The 15,573-nt window shown below is 42.6% G+C and carries 9 protein-coding genes; 4 read left to right on the top strand and 5 right to left on the bottom strand.

The genetic code is table 11. The features are described from left to right. Nucleotides 1-221: 221 nt before the first annotated feature. Nucleotides 222-3,734 (top strand): hypothetical protein, encoded by a 3,513-nt coding sequence (locus DDV96_RS08145; protein ID WP_240607690.1) that lies wholly within the window; start codon nucleotides 222-224, stop codon nucleotides 3,732-3,734. A gap of 115 nt (nucleotides 3,735-3,849) precedes the next feature. Here the strand turns inward: DDV96_RS08145 and DDV96_RS08140 are convergent, their stop codons facing one another. Further along, nucleotides 3,850-6,786 (bottom strand): GEVED domain-containing protein, encoded by a 2,937-nt coding sequence (locus tag DDV96_RS08140; protein ID WP_116694255.1) that lies wholly within the window; start codon nucleotides 6,784-6,786, stop codon nucleotides 3,850-3,852. A gap of 291 nt (nucleotides 6,787-7,077) precedes the next feature. Between DDV96_RS08140 and DDV96_RS08135 the strand changes: the two genes are divergently transcribed. After that, nucleotides 7,078-7,437 carry a hypothetical protein gene (locus tag DDV96_RS08135; RefSeq protein WP_116694254.1) on the top strand — a complete coding sequence of 120 codons (360 nt, stop codon included), beginning with the start codon at nucleotides 7,078-7,080 and terminating at the stop codon, nucleotides 7,435-7,437. Between the two features lie 38 nt (nucleotides 7,438-7,475). On the opposite strand, the gene DDV96_RS08130 is transcribed toward DDV96_RS08135, so the two are convergent. Together DDV96_RS08130 and greA are read right to left on the bottom strand one after the other, a co-directional pair. Then, nucleotides 7,476-7,868: an HIT family protein gene (locus DDV96_RS08130; protein ID WP_116694253.1), complete on the bottom strand. Its 393-nt coding sequence runs from the start codon at nucleotides 7,866-7,868 to the stop codon at nucleotides 7,476-7,478. Nucleotides 7,869-7,871: 3 nt separating this feature from the next. Continuing rightward, a complete protein-coding gene (gene greA, locus DDV96_RS08125) occupies nucleotides 7,872-8,348 on the bottom strand; it encodes a transcription elongation factor GreA (RefSeq protein WP_116694280.1) in 477 nt (158 codons plus the stop codon). Nucleotides 8,349-8,530: 182 nt separating this feature from the next. On the opposite strand from greA, the gene DDV96_RS08120 reads away from it, so the two are divergent. Further along, complete coding sequence (locus DDV96_RS08120; RefSeq protein ID WP_116694252.1) at nucleotides 8,531-8,962, top strand: Rieske (2Fe-2S) protein; 432 nt, start codon at nucleotides 8,531-8,533, stop codon at nucleotides 8,960-8,962. A 131-nt stretch (nucleotides 8,963-9,093) separates the two neighbouring features. Here the strand turns inward: DDV96_RS08120 and DDV96_RS08115 are convergent, their stop codons facing one another. Continuing rightward, on the bottom strand, nucleotides 9,094-11,268 hold the full coding sequence (locus DDV96_RS08115) for a TonB-dependent receptor (protein WP_116694251.1): 2,175 nt from the start codon (nucleotides 11,266-11,268) through the stop codon (nucleotides 9,094-9,096). Between the two features lie 362 nt (nucleotides 11,269-11,630). On the opposite strand from DDV96_RS08115, the gene DDV96_RS08110 reads away from it, so the two are divergent. Continuing rightward, a complete protein-coding gene (locus DDV96_RS08110; protein ID WP_116694250.1) occupies nucleotides 11,631-14,099 on the top strand; it encodes an ATP-binding protein in 2,469 nt (822 codons plus the stop codon). On the opposite strand, the gene DDV96_RS08105 is transcribed toward DDV96_RS08110, so the two are convergent. Beyond that, entirely contained in the window at nucleotides 14,096-15,478 is a 1,383-nt protein-coding gene (locus tag DDV96_RS08105; protein WP_116694279.1) for a sigma-54-dependent transcriptional regulator, read from the bottom strand. The two genes, DDV96_RS08110 and DDV96_RS08105, sit on opposite strands and share 4 nt — an antisense overlap. Nucleotides 15,479-15,573: the final 95 nt, after the last annotated feature.

Genomic DNA, 15,573 nt, shown 5'->3' with positions numbered 1-15,573 from the left:
TTTTAATGCAAAAATTAAAGCATTTAGAGCACAATTAAGAGGCGTAAGAAGAACTGAATTCTTCCTGTACAGACTTGAAAAATTATTTGCTTAAAAACTCAAAAACCCAGAAAATGTTCTTGATCCACTACAAGTTCGACAAAAGAACACCTTGATTGTTTTGAAAGTTTTTCATAAAAAATCACACAAAATAAAAACCATTGTGGTAAGTTGTATAAATAATGGGAACCCTGCCAAAAATCGCGAAACTGTACATCCTTGTTTTGGCTTTGTTAATGGCCGCAACAAGCTTTGCGCAGGATACACTTTCCAATTACCGTACCAAAAAAACCGTGATTGCCGATACAGTGGTGGTAGACAGCCTGAGCATAAATCCCTCTCACTTTCGGGTGCTGGATAAAACCGGAGCCGCTATCGATTCGCTATCGTATTCCGTGGATTATGAAAATGGAACAGTTGTTTTTTCCGACTTTCCTACCGATAAGGAAGGAAAAACCAATAAGGTTCAAGACTCCATTACCATTGAATATCTGCGTTATCCCCTTTTTTTAACCCGTGAGTATTACACGTTTGACAAAAACTTGATCGTCGAAAAAACCGGGGCCATCGAAAAACTGTATTCTTTGGACGAAAGCACCACAGACAATACCTTTACGCCTTTCGACGGCCTGAACACCGTCGGGAGCATTTCGCGAGGCGTTACCATTGGCAACAACCAAAACGCCGTTTTAAATTCCCAGCTCGATCTCCAAATTACCGGCAAACTGAGCGATAAGGTTTCCATAAGAGCCTCGATACAAGATGCCAACATTCCTACGCAGGAAGGTGGTTACTCCCAGAGCCTGGACGAATTTGACCAGATTTTCATAGAACTTTATAGCGATAATTGGAAAATAAGGGCCGGCGATGTCGATCTTGAAAACAACAACAGCTATTTTGGGCAGTTTACTAAAAAAGTACAGGGGATCGCCCTTGGCGGCACTTTAGAGCACGAAAACGGCGCCAAAACCTCGGCTTTTGCCAGTGGGGCCATTGTAAAAGGCGTATTTCAGCGCAGTGAATTTACGGGCCAAGAAGGCAACCAAGGCCCTTATAAACTGGTTGGGCCTAATGGCGAACTCTTCATTTTAATCGTTTCGGGCAGCGAACGGGTGTATGTAAACGGGCTGTTGCTACAACGGGGCGAGAGCAATGATTACGTGATCGATTATAACGCAGGCGAGATCACTTTCAACCCTACCTATCCCATTACTGCCAACATGCGCATTACCGTGGAATATCAATACACCGACCGCAATTACACCCGGTTTATTGGGTATGGCGGCGGAAATTATAGCAGTGAAAAACTCGATATTGGCACGTATATCTATTCAGAAAACGATGCCAAAAACCAACCCCTGCAACAAAACCTTTCAGAAGAACAGGTAGCCATTTTAAAGGCCGCTGGAGACGATATGGACAAAATGATCGCCCCTTCGGCCGTTCCCGATTCGTATTCAGAAAACAAGATTTTATATAAAAAAGAACTAATCGACGGCCAGGAAGTGTTTGTGTTTTCCAATGATCCTGAAGATGAACTGTTCAGCGTTCGGTTTACGTTAGTGGGCAATAATCAGGGAAATTACGTGGTGAGCGACCAAAGTGCCATCAGTCGTATTTTTGAGTATGTCGCTCCTATTAACGGCGTTCCGCAAGGGAATTACGAACCCATTATCCAATTAAACGCTCCAACCAAATTGCAAATTGGCGGTTTAAACGGTCAATACCGTCTTTCGGAAAAAACAAATATCGGTTTTGAAGTCGCCGGAAGCCGAAACGACCTCAACCTCTTTTCCAATCTGGACGACGGCAACAACGATGGATTTGCCGGACGCTTAACGGCCAAACAACAACTATTGAACACACAGGACACCTTACAGGTAAATGGATATGGAACATTAGATTTTATCAACAGCGATTTCAGGACGATTGAACGGCTGTACAATATAGAGTTCAACCGCGACTGGAACTTGATCGATCCTATGGGCGACCAGCGCTTTATAACGGCCGGAGCCTCGTTTTCACATCCTGGAATTGGCAATGGGAGCTACGAGTTTCAGAATTTAGATTTTTCTGAAAATTTCAGCGGGGTTCGGCATGTGGTTTCTTCAGCAATACAACTCAAAAAGCTACGGATACGAACCAACGGAAGTCTTCTGAACAGTAAAAGCGATTCTTTGGAGAGCAAGTTTACACGTTTGGCGAACACTACGAGCTATTCGTTCAACAAAGGTTGGGTGGGCGGTAAAATAGCGTATGAAGACAACCAAGTGCGTACAGTTAATAATGACAAGTTAACGCCTGTTAGCCAAAAGTTTCAGTCGTACGAGGCCTATGCTGGCATTGGCGACAGCACCAATGTATTTGTGGAAGCAGGATACCGCCACCAGATCAACGATAGTATTCATAACGCCACGCTTCAGAAGGTGAACAGCTCGAACACTTATTTTATGAAATCGAAACTCATTAATAGTGACAACGCACAACTTTCGGTATTTGCCAATTACCGGGTGTTGAAACAGGAAGCCTTGCCAAGTGAAGACAGCACAGGCCTTAGTGAAACAACAAGCCCCATTGAGCAAAGGGAGGAACAGCTGGAAAAATCGTTGAACTCCCGCATTATCTACAGCCAAGGGCTATTTAACAACGGAATACGGCTCAATACCACTTTAGAATCGAACAACGGGGTGGTGCCGCGGCAGGAGTTCACGTACGTAAAAGTAGATCCTGGGCAGGGCGTTTATACGTGGATCGATTATAACAACAACGGCGTTCAAGAACTGGAAGAATTTGAAGTGGCACAGTTTCAAGACCAAGCGGAATATGTACGCGTATTGCTGCCCAATCAGCTTTTTGTAAAAATAAGGCAGAACAAATTTAGCCAGATCGTGACGCTCAATCCACAGCAATGGTCCAACAAAGAAGGGATTTTTAAAGTGCTTTCCAAATTTTACAACCAAATATCATACCTGATTGACCGGAAGGTAAAACGCAACAACGACGGATTTAACATCAATCCTTTCGAAGATGGTGGCGACGACCAATTGGGGCTTAACCTCAACTTTAGGAACGCCCTGTTTTTTAACCGTGGCAAACAGCGCTACACCACGAGCTATACCTATATTGCTTCTTCGAGTGACAACCTGCTTTCGGTGGGGCTTCAAAAAAACACCTTACAGAGCCATCAATTAAAGTTTAACCACAAGGTTTGGGAAGGTTGGCTGTTTAACTTAGAAGCAGCTTTGGGGAACAATGAAAGTACTTCGGAAAATTTTCCGAGGCGCAATTTTAAACTCGACACCTACGAGTTTGAACCCAAAGTATCCTATTTGCTGAACCCACAAACCCGTTTTGATGTGTTTTACCAGTTTGCCAACAAAGACAACACCCTTGGCGACATGGAAGTCTTGAACCAACAAAAATTAGGGGTTTCGTTTGCCTACAGCAATGCTGAAAAAATTTCGGTTAATGGAGAGTTCAATTACATTACCAACGATTTTTCGGGCAGTGCTTTTTCGCCTGTGGCCTACCAAATGCTGGAAGGCTTGCAACCGGGAACCAACTTTACGTGGCAGCTATTGTTTCAGAAACGGATAACCAAATATTTGGACGCGAATTTATCGTATTTCGGGAGAAAAAGCGAGACTTCCAAAACCGTACATACGGGCAGTGTACAGTTGCGGGCTTATTTTTAAATTGAAACTTGAGACCGTTCTACTGACAGACATGAGACATGAGATAAAAAAACAGCATATAAAAAAAGACGGAACAATAAGTTCCGCCTTTTAATTTCAAATTTCAATAGAAATACTATTCAACAATAATACGCTGTACTTTTCCTACTTCATTGTTGCCAATTTTCACTAAATAAACGCCGCTTTTCACGTAGTTCATATTTAGGTTGTGGTGGTATCCGTTGCCTTCGTTTTCAAGCACGCGGTACACGATACGTTGCCCAAGCACATTGTAAACGGTTAGCTCCAGTTTCCCAGTAACCGATTGTGTTTTCAAGGTAACATCAAAGTTGTTGTTTCCTTGGTTTACAATGGTAAACTGAGCATCGTTAAACGGATCGTTAGTACTTAATGGATCGAAAATATTGGCCATATAATCTTCTGTTTCACCATAAGACGTTTCTTCACAAGCATCGTCTGGTACAGGTGAATTCCAATTTGTTTTGGCCCGCATTAAGTGCTGTCCTAACGTTACACCAGCTGGGATTACGAGATCCATTGTCTCAGTGTGGGTTCCACCAGTTTGTCCATCGGCAATTTCATAATTATCAACTACCAATTCATCTAACGTAAAGACAAAATCATCATTAAAGTCTATCCATACGCGAACAAACTGATTACCATATCCTGTGGTAATGGTAAGATCGTAAGTAGTATCTATTTCAAGATCGGCGGTAATGCTGGTGTAATCGCCATACCCATCAGGATCACAGCCTGACGAATTGTTGACATTCGCCACTTGAAACAACCGGATACCGTCGCCCAGTGAACAATTGGATTCCGGTTGGCAATTTGAGTTAACCACAACTTTTGAAGTGGCATCATTGCTGGTATCGCTATCGTTGGACAAAGACGTGTAGGCTGTAAAGTTATACGTTCCAAACGCCGAGAGATCGGCATCTTGATTAAAAGTATAACTTGTTTGCGAATTACCTGCCAACGGCCCTGCAACGGTTTCTGTAACGATATTGCCATTAACCTCATAAGAAACATCAAAATTGGACTGTGGTTCTCCACCAAAATTATTGATAGTAACGGCAACAGTTTCAGAAGCTGTTAAATTTTCACCAGAATTTGGTGACGTGATGGCCGTAACACCAATATCATTGGGTTCTAAATACGTCACTTCTTTTGTCGTTGAATCGTTGCTATTATCTTCATCAGCGCTGTAATCGGTGGCTGCTGTAATGGAATAGGTTTGTCCTACGGTGGATAAATCTGCTGTGGCAGTAAAGGTATATTGTGCCGATGTTGCAGAAGCCAATGGGCCTGCAAAGGTCTCGGTTACCAATGCCCCGCCATCTACTTGGTAGGTTACATCGAAATTTGAAGCTGCATTTTGACCAAAATTGAAAATGGTCACAGTTACATCTTCACTTCCCGATAAAGTTCCGGTAACGGGTTCGTCAATACTTACTACGCCTACATCATCGTTAAAGTTTGGTGCAATTTGAAACACCCCAACCACATCTTTCCTTCCGGAATTGATATATTCGTTAATGAACCAGAACTCTTTATCATTGTTAGGATCCAAATCTATCTTACTGTAATCCCCGTACCGGTTTGAAGGAATGTTGCCATTACCGGCAGCAATAAGCTCTTCACTAACGGTCATGGTGTTTAAGGGGTCTGAAGCAAAGCGGCCTGTGTAGTAGGAACTTACCCTAAAATCGGAAGGATTTGGCGTATCGGGCCCTGCCATTGCGGTATAGCCCATCCCTATATTTCCTTGCAGGTCCATCATCATACTTCCATGCCAGGCGTGTTTGCCGTTTGTAGAAGTATAAGTTCCTTCTTGGTATATGGTCCAAGGTTGTCCATCACCCGGTTGGCGCAGTTCGTACCAACGAATCCCAGCCAATTTGCCTCCAGAAGCATCAGTATCAACCACAAAGTTGAAAACGGCCGAATTATGCCCTGAAAATTTTCTAAACTGAGCTTGGTTCATAATCGTTGCCTGTAATGCATCTATAGATCCGCCTCCAGGTTGGCTCAAGTTAGAAAAACTACCACCATCAAATACACCTATAAATGGGGTTGTTGTAAGTTCATTAGGCTGTGAAATGGTTGAATTACCTGGGGTATCCCAATCTACATCGACCGTCCATACTTTTAAATGATCCTCTGAAACACCGCCCCAAGCGTCGTCTTGTAGATAGACAATGGGAGCACTTCCAGCCGCTGGCATGTTGCCGTCGGTAACGTTAATGGCCTGTGGACTGTAAAAACCGTTTGTAGCAATACCTGGCAATGGAAACCCAATTATCTGGGCATTGGGATCGCCCGCTAACATAGCATCACGCTCTAATACATTAACAGCCAAATTCGGGTCTCCACCCGGTCCGTTTGTATTGTCTGTAATATAATAGCCATCACTCCAAATTGAAAGTTTTTGATAATCAGTAATAGTCGGTATGTTATACACATACCATCCATCATTGATCGGGTCGGGACCATCGGATACTGCTACCTGTGCACCGGCACCTAAAAAGGTGATTACCCAGCGGTCCGCCGCATTGTCGTAAGAAACGGTAAGGTCGCAACAACCGCCATTTGGGAAGATGGTTGGGTTTGGTGCCGTTTGTGGAGTCAATGCATTACCTGCTTTATCATAAATTATAAAACCGGTGTTGAACACAACAAACACATGATCGGGACCAACCGCCAGTGCAGGGTCGGTAGGTTGTGAGTTGGACTGTGCTGCATCAAACACCAAAGAGGGCTGTTTTCCTGCAATTTTTCCTGTCAATCGATGTGGGTTGCGCACAAAATAATCGTCCTCCGTTTGTGGGTCTTTGCCAGGAATCACGTTGTTTTTGGAAGCTCTTGCATCATACATCTCTCTTTCTTTTACTCTAGCAGCAGGAAGATTGGTTTGAGAAGCAATAGATGGAACTTTTTGCATTGAAATTGCTTTTCCAATAAAGGCTGGTTTCGCTCCATTTTTGTCTTGGGCTTGTACTGAACATAACGCCAGTAAAAACAACCCAAGCAGGGATAGTTTTAATTTCATTGTATTACTTTTTAGTTAATAGTTTCTTAATTTTATAAAAATACAAGGTTGCGTTTAATTACAAAGAAATTTAGCGTTAAAATTACATCAGGACATGGCTTATATTCATTTAATTGAACAAAACATGTTATTAGTTACAAATGCACGTTAACTGATTTTGTATAGACAAAGTTTCAAAATTTCTCTTTATCTATTTTTTTTCAATAAGTATCTGTTATTGTTTTTTGGTAGTGGCACTGTTTTTCGGTACATTATTCGTACTTTAACCTTTCCAAACAAAACAACGATTTTATGACACCACTAAAATTCAGCTTCGGATTTTTATTCCTATTTGCAATAGCCTGCAATACCACAAAAGAAACCATCTCAAATAACGACGACAAGCCTTCAGTAGAACAGCAGAATGAACAAAAAATGATGGCCGCCGGCTTTAAAAAAGGCATCGTTGTGTATTCCGACAAGGAAGGCGATTGCCCTTATACCATCAAACTGGAAAAAGAAGACACCTATTACGACCCTATTAATTTAGAAGAAAGCTATAAAACCAATGGTGAGAAGGTCTGGTTCCAATTCAATCCGCTACGTAGAATGAACCGGTGCGTAAAAGCCAACCCAGTGTATCTTTCTGAAATACAAAAAAGAGCTGAATAATGTTTTTTTGAGTTAGTTACTCTTGAACAAACTGCACCTTAATCCAAATTTTTACGAATGGCCGCCGCCAACTGGGAAAGTTCGTCTTGCGACATCTCCACTTTTTTTGAAAAGTCCATATCCCCCATACCGTTAAGCGGGATTAAATGCACGTGCACATGCGGCACTTCAAGGCCAACGGCGGCCATCCCTACCCTGTTGCAAGGCACTGTTTTTGCTAGGGCTTTGGCCACGCGACGTGAAAATTGCATCAATTCCAAGTATTTGTGTTCGCCCATGTCAAAAATTTTGTCCACTTCTTCTTTGGGCACACAGAGCGTATGCCCTTTTGCGTTGGGGTTTACATCGAGGAAGGCGATAAAACTGTCGTCTTCGGCCACTTTGTGGCTGGGTATTTCGCCTTTAATTATTTTTGTGAATATGGTTGCCATGGTTTAATCCCTTGTGATTTCAAGAATTTCGAATTGCACGGTGCCGTTAGGCACTTGTATTTCGGCCACATCGCCTACTTTTTTGCCCAGCAGCCCTTTTCCTATGGGCGAATCTACTGAGATTTTTCCGTTTTTCAGGTCTGCTTCGCTCTGTGCCACCAGTTTATATTGCATTTCGGCTTTGTTGCCCTTGTTTTTTATCTTCACGTTGGAATGCACCAAAACCTTTGAGGTATCCAATTGCGACTCATCGATCACCCGGGCATTGGCAAGTACTTCTTCTAATTTTGATATACGCATCTCCAGCATCCCTTGTGCTTCTTTTGCCGCATCGTATTCGGCATTTTCGCTCAAATCGCCTTTGTCCCGTGCTTCGGCAATGGCCTGAGAGGCTTTAGGACGCTCCACGTCTTTTAATTGGTTGAGCTCTTCCCGTAATTTTTTCAGTCCTTCGGCAGTGTAATAAGATACTTTACTCATAACTTCATCGTTTGTGTACTGTACACGTGGTTCTTGTATTAATTTTGAAAAACCAATATGTTGAACTTGGTTTATAAACATAAAAAATCCCATGCGCGCTCGACGGGATCTTTAATAACAAATATACTAAAAAATAACTTGTTGCGTAAATTATTGTAATTTCGCAGTTGAAATATGCACCTATGAAAAGAATTGTTTTTGTTTTGTCCTTATTTATACTATTTGCCTGCAAGAGCGATGATGAAAAATTGGACGACAATCCGTATTTAACCTCCCCCTTGGTCAATTTAAACCTCAACTTGAATTTGCCACAATACGACCCCCTTAAATATGCCGGCAACTCCATAGTAATTACCCAACAGGGCATTAAAGGCATTGTGATCTATAATGAAAACAATAGCATTTACCATGCTTTTGAGATAAGCGACCCCAACCACATACCCAATGACTGCTCCCGTATGGAAATAAACGGTATAGAAGCCACCTGCCCGTGCGAGACCGATGACAACAAATACCTGATTACCACAGGCCAAAACATAACCGACCCCAGCCGCTACCCCATGCAACGGTACCGGGCCGAAAGGGTAGGCAATAATGTGAGGGTAACCAATTAACTGAATTTTAAAAAATAGGACTGTCTAAAAAATAATTTTAGATATCAGTGCGATCCTACCGTGCAGACAGCCTCGACCGGACAAACCAATTTTTTTATTTTTTAGACAGTCCTTTTCTTTGCGATATATAGTTAAAAGGTAACCGTCGCCCCCACCAAAAAATTGATTTTCGCCTGTGGATAATAGCCGGCTCCTTCAAAAGTGGTCACATTCCCTTGATCGTTTACTCCTTCAAAGGTGTAAAAATAGCCGTTGGACACGTATTCCACATTAAAAATGTTGTTCACCAAGCCAGTAAACAATATTTCGTTTACAAACGGTACGTTTTGCCAGCGGTACGCCACATTCAAATTATTGATAAAGTAACTGTTCAGTTTTGAAACCTCGCTGTCGATATTCCCCATATACTGTTCGCCTACATATTTAGACAACAGTGCTACTTGCACATTTTTAACCGGACGGTATTCCAGCATATTCCCGGCTACGATTTCAGGGGAAAAAGAAATGTTCGTATTTCCAAGGTTGACGAGTTCGCCATCTTGGGAAGCAACAAAATCCACGTTTTTATTGGAGCTTAACGCTACATTGGGACGAATGCTTATGTTTTCTGAAATAGCTATTGTAGCATCCACTTCCAGCCCCAAACGATAGCTTTCGCCACTGGTGGTTCGCAATGGCGCACCAACATCGTTGAGCTCGCCCGAAAGCACCAATTGGTCTTTGTAATCCATATAAAACAAGTTGGTATTTACTTGCACAGCTTCGGAAGCGTATCGCCAGCCCAATTCAAAATCGTCCAGTTTTTCGGGAGTAGTGATGTCTTCTTCAAAATCGTTTCGGGTGGGTTCGCGGTGCGCCCTTCCGTAGGAAGCATAAAATTGGTTAGCATCGTTCAATTGAAACGATACCCCGGCTTTAGGATTAAAAAAGCTATACGTTTCATCTACGTTAAGTGGTATAATATCTGAAGAAATCCCTCCTGTTTCATACGTTATAAAACGCCCTTGTAAATCTCCAAACACTTGCCATTGGTCGTCAATACGGTAGGTTGCTTTGGCAAAAGCAGTGAACTCGTTTTTGGTGGCATCGCTAAAATAATACCGATCGCGTATTTCAGAGTCACTGGCATAACGCGCCCAGATCACTTCGCCATAATGATCGCCTTTATAAACACTGTAAAAAGTGCCTGCCGAAACGCTAAGCGCATCATCTTTGTAGTTAATGTTGGCATTGATGGCGTAAAAATCGTTGTCTAACCAACGGCGGCGAATTAAATCGGTTGTGCTAATGGTATCGTTGTCAATTTCAATGGGGTTAAACCCATAAATTTCAAATTCTTCATCTTCTTTATATTGCTCAAAATAGCCTCTTCCGTAGGTGTAATTCAATGCAACGTTACTGCTCCAATTGTTGTTGTAGCGCTGGTTCCAAAGTACTTGATAATGATCTTGTGCGTAATTATCAATCTCATTGTCATAAAAGCGGGTATTTCCATCTTCATCGGTGTACATACCAGATGGATTAAACGTCCGGTCAGTTTCCAAGGTTTCGGCATCAATACCGTTCCAGGCTTGGTAAGTTTCCTCTTGTCCGCCAAAAGTTATAGCTTTTATCAAGGTGTTGCGGTCTTTATAGGCCGCTTGCAGAAAGTAGGATTTTAAATCGGAAGTTGCCCGGTCGATATAACCGTCCGATTCAATTTTGGACAACCGCCCGGCAATTTCTACGCGGTCTTTCAACAATCCGGTACTGAATTTTACATTGTGCTTTCGCGTGTTAAACGAACCAAATGAGTTTGAAATTTCACCGTAGGCTTCCCTTGAAACCTCATCGGTCAAAATATTCAAACTCGCGCCAAACCCTCCCGAGCCATTACTGGATGTGCCAACGCCACGTTGCAATTGCAGGTTTTGGATGGACGAGGCAAAATCGGGCAGGTTTACCCAAAAAGAGCCTTGGCTTTCCGAGTCGTTGTACGGAATACCGTTCAACGTTACATTTACCCGCGAAGCGTCGCTACCTCGCACACGAATATAGGTATAACCAACGCCAGCACCGGCATCACTGGTGGTAACCACCGACGGTAAATAATTAAGTAAATAGGGAACATCTTGTCCCAAGTTTCGGGTTTCCAGTTCTTCTTCATCTAAGTTAGAGTGGGTAATGGGCGAATCGGCATCGACTCTCACCGCTTGAATGAACACTTCTTCCAAGCTTTCAACTTTGGTGGAATCCTGTTCTTTTTCTTGTGCAATGGCTGCTAAAGTAGTTGTAAATAAAGCAGCCGAAATAAATAACGATTTCATTCGTAAAAAAATTTAATTACGAATAAAAGGGGCCATTATTCTCGGTTAATAAATGGTTTAAAATTTCCAGTAAAAATGTCTTTTACTGGCTACAACGGCTTGTTGTTCTTTTCCTAAACAGCATTACCTGTTCCAGGTTCTATGGGTGTAATCTCAGCTTTTTGAAGTACGATTTATGAATGACGAGGTACGATCGCATTATTTCACAATTCGTACTTCGTACCTCCAATTTCGTACTTTTTTCAGCACCCCTTTGAGATGTCCGGCAAAAGTAAACAAGTCTTTGATATTTAAAAACCCAATTGTGCTTTTTTACCATATCCTTAATATGTTGTCATTTAAGTAGTGCGTATTTTTGAACCATGCCAAAAACCAAAAACAGGTTTACCTTTAAAATCATCCTAAGCTACTTGGTGTTAGGCGCACTGGCCGTGGTTGCAGGGTATTTTATCTATTCTGAATTTGAAAAATACCTCAACGCCCCAACCGAAAAAACCGAAGAGAAAAAGCTATTTGCCGCAGGGTCGCTTATCAACCAGGTTTATGAAGCCGATAGTTTTTCACGCCTGGCATTGCTTACCCAGCAGGAAGAAGACTACCAAAGGTATCATGCCCTGAACGATTCGCTTTTCAAAAAAATTGAAAGCATAAAACTGCTCACCGACGACGCGTATCAAAAAAAACAGTTGGACAGCGTTAAAGAGTTGCTTTCTGAAAAGGAAAAAAACATCGAGCAGTTGCGTTTGCTGAAAGTAACCAACAGCAACACCACTACTTTGGACGATATCTTGGCCGAGTTCAAAAAACTGGACACCTCCATGGGCAAGCTCACTTTGGAAACCTTTGTGGAAAACCCTTCTCGGCTCACAGAAAAAGAACGCACGTTCTGGAACTCCTACATCGAATTGATAAACCAAAACAACCAGGCAGACACGACCAAAGTGCAAGCACGGGTGGTCGATTCTATGTTGGCGCAATCCCGCTTTCTTGTAGCCGAAGTGAAACGCCAAAATTCCCGTGCGCAACGTGCATTACAAGAAAAAGAAAACGAATTAATACGCAACGACCTCACGCTTTCATCTCAGTTAAGGCGTATCATCACCGATTTTGAAGCTGAAAATACCAAGCGTAACAACCTGGAAAAGGCAGAACGGGAAGCCTCGGTAAAACGAACGGTAAGCATGTTGCAAATAGCCGCGGCGGTGGGTTTCGTTTTAATTTTATTGTTCACGTATTTTATTCTAAGCGACTTTTTCAAGGCCGAACGGTTTAAGGAATCACTTAAAGATGCCAAACAATACGCCGAAGACCTTTTAAAAAGCCGGGAACAGTTAATCGCCACCGTTAGCCACGATCTTAAAACGCCTTTGAACACCATTGTGGGATATACCGGTTTGATGGAAAATACTTCGCTTTCGGAAAAGCAGCATTATTATGTGAACCAGATCCATTCAGGGTCGCAATATGTGTCGAAATTGGTGAACGATTTGCTGGATTTTTCAAAACTGGAAGCGGGGAAGCTAAAAATGGAAGCAGTCCCTTTTTCGTTGGAAAACCTATTGCGACAAACCGCAGAAACGTACCGGGACATGTATTCAGAAAAAGAAGTGGAACTTTTGGTCACCTTATCACCTGAATTACAAGGGAAAGTTTTTGAAAGCGATCCGCTTAGGCTGCAACAAATTTTGAACAACCTACTTAGCAATGCTTTTAAATTTACCGAAACCGGCAGTATCGAGATTAAAGCCAGGGTGCAAAAACAGGAACATAAAACCGTTGACCTCACTATTGACGTTATAGACACCGGCATTGGTATTTCAGAAGAAAAACAACAACTTATTTTTAAAGAATTTACCCAAGCCGAAGCTGATACGGCAAAGAAATTTGGCGGCTATGGACTTGGACTGGCCATTTCGCGCAAAATGGCCAAGCTGTTGGGCGGTAACCTGACGGTGAAAAGCAAACCGCTTAAAGGCAGTACGTTCACGTTGCATCTTTTGCTGAAAAAATCGGAACGGTCAATTCCTAAACAAACAAAGAAGCCTGCTGTTCAGCCTCAACCGGAAACAGCCTTTAAAAACATGAGAGCGGTGGTATTTGACGATGACCCTGCCATGCGCACCATGCTTTCGGGACTGTTTGAGCAGATGGACATCGAGATACGTGATTTTGAAAAATATTCCACTTTTGAAAAAGGAGAACAAATTGGTTTTGATTTTGTATTGACCGATATACAAATGCCAACTACCGATGGCTTTGAGGTTTTAAAACAGCTAAAAAAAGGAAGGGTAAAAAACTATACCGGCCAACCGGTAATCGCCATGACCGGAAGCCGGGAACACTCGCGGCAAGAGTATCTGGGCAAGGGTTTCGCAGAGGTATTGCAAAAACCGTTTACCAAAGAAGAGTTGGCCACCATTTTACAGAAACTGTTCCCCTCCGGCACTTCACTTCCTGCTGAAGGACTTTCAACAAAACCCCCAAAAAAACGGGACGACAAATACGATTTATCCCTCTTGCGGTCCTTTCTCGAAACCAACGAGGCATTAAACGACGTGCTGCAGGTCTTTTTTAAACAGACCGAGAAAGACATGGCCAAATTGCAAGGGCTTATAGAAACCGGCACCACAGAACAAGTGGCACAAACCGCACACCGAATGTTAACGATGTGCCGACAATTGCAAGCCACTAAAGTAACGGCAATTTTGGAACAACTTGAAGCTCACGGCCTCCAGAACGGGCAACCAGAAGAAAACAAACTTGCTTCCCTTTTTAATGCGTTAAAACTTGAAATGGCAGAATTGATCGATGGTTTAAAAGGAAACCGTTAAAGTTCAATATCGTATTGTTTCAGTTTGTTGTAGAGTGTTTTCCGGGTAATGTTCAGCAATTTGGCGGCCCTCGATTTGTTGTTCCTCGTTTCCTTCAAGGCGTTTAAAATCAACTGTTTTTCGTTGCTTTCTTTTGAAAAGTCCGGCGTTTGGGGTGTTCCTCTTGCTTTTACCACCTCTCTGGGGATCACCTCCAAGGGTATCTTTTCGCCAGGGGTCAATAAAACCGATCGTTTTATGATGTTTTTCAACTCCCGTAGGTTACCGGGCCATGCATATTGTTTAAAGGCGGTTTCTACTTCTTTTGAAAGGCCCATCACATTTTTGTTGAGCGACCGGTTGGCTTGTTCCAAGAAAAACTCGGTGAACAGGAACAAATCTTCACTGCGTTCGCGCAACGAAGGAATATGGACGGAAAATTCGTTTAACCGATGATACAGGTCTTCACGGAACCTTCCTTCTTCGACAGCCTTGGTCAAATCTTCATTGGTAGCCGAAATAATGCGTACGTCAACGTGTATTTCGGTATTGCTGCCCACTGGTTTTATTTTCCGCTCTTGCAGTGCCCGGAGCAATTGCACTTGGTTTTCGTAAGAGAGGTTTCCCACTTCGTCTAAAAACAAGGTGCCGGTGTGGGCGGCTTCAAAATGGCCTTTTTTATCGGTTACGGCACCGGTGAAACTTCCTTTTACATGCCCAAAAAATTCGCTGCTGGCAATTTCCTTAGGGATGGCACCGCAATCTACCGCTATAAATGGCCGGTCGCTCCGGTTGCTGAAATCGTGTATGGCCTGCGCTGCCACCTCTTTTCCCGTACCACTTTCACCTTGTATGAGCACGCACATATCGGTAGGGCCCACCAGTTTTAAATACTGATTGAATTTTTTTGATGCTTCACTGATTCCGGTCACGAAATTGGTTTCGGAAAGATTGGTTTTGGCTTCTCTATTTTGAATACGTGTTTGTTCTTTCGGTTTTTTTGAAGGAGTAGGTTGTTTTTCCTCACTTGAAGGCACAGGCTTTTCAAAAGCTTGTTCTATCACCATTAAAAGCTCTTCAGGTCGGAAGGGTTTCGAAATATAATCCAAAGCTCCTTTTTTTATGGCCTCTACCGCTGTGTTCACTTCGGCATACCCCGTCATTAGGATAACGCGGGTGTTGGGGAAGGTTTCTTTTACGTGTTCCAAAAGGGCCATACCGTTGGTGTCGGGCAGTTTTAAATCGGTGATCAACACATCAAAATCACCTTTTTTCAATTCTTCTTTCCCAGCAATACCCGTGCTGCTGGTAGTGACCAGAAAATTTCTACGTTCTAAAAAAGTGGCTAACATTTTTCCGAAAGCGATATCGTCTTCAACAATAAGTATTTTGTGTACCATGCCCTTCTTCTGTAAAAACAAAAATACAGCTATGAACGGAGCAAATCTTTAAAGTTTTCATAAAAAAGAAATGGTTAAAACAATCCTTTAAACTG

It is taken from the genome of Marixanthomonas spongiae (genome assembly GCF_003095375.1).
Classification (GTDB): domain Bacteria; phylum Bacteroidota; class Bacteroidia; order Flavobacteriales; family Flavobacteriaceae; genus Marixanthomonas; species Marixanthomonas spongiae.
The sequence above is the reverse complement of the archived record's forward strand: the minus strand, read 5'-3'. Positions and strand labels throughout refer to the sequence as shown.

Coding starts and splice junctions, on each gene's coding strand:
- DDV96_RS08130 (WP_116694253.1), bottom strand. CDS start 7,868: ATGGCAACCATATTCACAAAAATAATTAAAGGCGAAATACCCAGCCAC.
- DDV96_RS08115 (WP_116694251.1), bottom strand. CDS start 11,268: ATGAAATCGTTATTTATTTCGGCTGCTTTATTTACAACTACTTTAGCA.
- DDV96_RS08145 (WP_240607690.1), top strand. CDS start 222: ATGGGAACCCTGCCAAAAATCGCGAAACTGTACATCCTTGTTTTGGCT.
- DDV96_RS08135 (WP_116694254.1), top strand. CDS start 7,078: ATGACACCACTAAAATTCAGCTTCGGATTTTTATTCCTATTTGCAATA.
- DDV96_RS08140 (WP_116694255.1), bottom strand. CDS start 6,786: ATGAAATTAAAACTATCCCTGCTTGGGTTGTTTTTACTGGCGTTATGT.
- DDV96_RS08110 (WP_116694250.1), top strand. CDS start 11,631: ATGCCAAAAACCAAAAACAGGTTTACCTTTAAAATCATCCTAAGCTAC.
- DDV96_RS08105 (WP_116694279.1), bottom strand. CDS start 15,478: ATGGTACACAAAATACTTATTGTTGAAGACGATATCGCTTTCGGAAAA.
- DDV96_RS08120 (WP_116694252.1), top strand. CDS start 8,531: ATGAAAAGAATTGTTTTTGTTTTGTCCTTATTTATACTATTTGCCTGC.
- greA (WP_116694280.1), bottom strand. CDS start 8,348: ATGAGTAAAGTATCTTATTACACTGCCGAAGGACTGAAAAAATTACGG.